2 protein-coding genes are annotated in these 1,654 nt (G+C 67.0%); both read right to left on the reverse strand.

All coding sequences use genetic code 11. From position 1 onward, the window contains the following. The coding region (nrdR, locus tag AC5RWT_RS37165) for a transcriptional regulator NrdR (RefSeq protein WP_494084582.1) at positions 1–384 on the reverse strand (384 nt) is incomplete at its 3' end. 119 nt (positions 385–503) lie between these two features. Continuing rightward, a partial coding sequence (gene hisD, locus AC5RWT_RS37170; protein ID WP_494084583.1) for a histidinol dehydrogenase occupies positions 504–1,654 on the reverse strand: 1,151 nt, incomplete at its 5' end.

Here is a 1,654-nt window from a genome sequence, read left to right on the forward strand (position 1 = left end):
GTAAACACTGGCAAATCTCAGGTACGCGATCAGGTCCAGCTTCTTCAGCGGGCCCAGGATGACCAGGCCCACCTCATGCGCGTCGATCTCCGCTGCTCCGCTGGCGCGCACCGATTCTTCGACTTCCTGGGCGAGCATGGCCAGGTCGTCCTCGGTCACGGGCCGGCCTTGGCAGGCCTTGCGCACCCCGTTGACCACCTTCGTGCGGCTAAATGGCTCGCTGACGCCCGAGCGCTTGATGACGCTGAGGCTGGTGGTCTCCACCGTGGTGAACCGGCGGCCGCAGGCGGGACACTGGCGGCGCCGGCGGATCGCCGAACCATCGTCGGTCAGGCGGCTGTCCACTACCCGGGAATCGGAGTTGCGGCAGAACGGACAATACACGCCACACTCCTTCCCTCGGGGACCGCCAACAAAATCCATCCTAGAACTATATGTAGGTGAATTACAAGCTTGTTATTACTACATGTTGGGGTTGAGGCAGTCCCGGTGGCAGTCGCCGATCAGGCGAACCGGATGGAGACAGCGTCTCCGTGGGCCGGCAGGTCCTCGGCCCGGGAGAGCGCGGCAATGTGCCCGCTGACTTCCCGCAGCGCCGCGCTGCCGTAGTTGATCACCTGCACGGCACGCAGGAACGTGGTCACGTTGAGGCCGCTGGCGAAGGTGGCGGTTCCGCTGGTGGGCAGCACATGGTTGGAGCCGGCGCAGTAGTCGCCCAGGCTCACCGGGCTGAAGTCGCCCACGAAAATCGCTCCCGCGTTACGGATCCGGGCGGCCACCGCGGCTGCGTCGGCGGTCTGAATTTCCAGATGCTCGGCGGCATAGGCATCGCAGGCGGCGATGCCCTGTTCCAGCCCGTCCACCAGGATGGTGCCCGACTGTGGACCGGAAAGCGCCTGGCGCACCCGCTCTGCGTGCTTGGTCCTGGCGACTTGCCCGCCAAGTTCCGCCCGCACCGCGCCGGCCAGTTCCTCCGACGCGGTGATCAAGACGGAGGCCGCATGCGGATCATGTTCAGCCTGGCTGATCAGGTCGGCCGCGATGAACGCCGGATTGGCAGTCTCATCGGCCAGGATGGCGATCTCGGTGGTGCCCGCCTCAGCGTCGATGCCCACCACGCTCTTGACCAGCCTCTTGGCCGTGGCCACGTAGACGTTGCCGGGTCCGGTGACCACATCCACCGGTTCCAGAGCCGGGCCGTGGTCATTCCCGGGCGCTCCATAGGCGAAGGCGGCCACCGCCTGCGCACCGCCGATGGCATACACCTCGTCGATGCCCAGCAGCCTGGCCGCGGCCAGGATGGTGGGGTGCGGCAGCGAGCCGAAATCCTTCTGCGGCGGCGATGCCAGGGCGATGGACGCCACGCCAGCGGCCTGGGCAGGCACCACGTTCATCACCACCGAGGACGGGTACACGGCCAGCCCGCCCGGAACGTAGAGGCCCACCCGGTTCACCGGAATCCACTTGTGCGTCACCACTGCCCCGTCACCGATTTCGACGTCGGTGTCCGCCGGCTTTTGCGCCGCCGCGAATTTCCTGGCCCGGGCGATGGATTCCTCCAGGCCGGCCCGGACCTGCGGATCGAGCTGTTCGAGGGCTTCGTCCAAGGCGGCCGCGGGAACCCGCGGATGGAGCTGCTCCACGCCGTCGAACC

The organism is Arthrobacter sp. Dra40, from assembly GCF_059091905.1.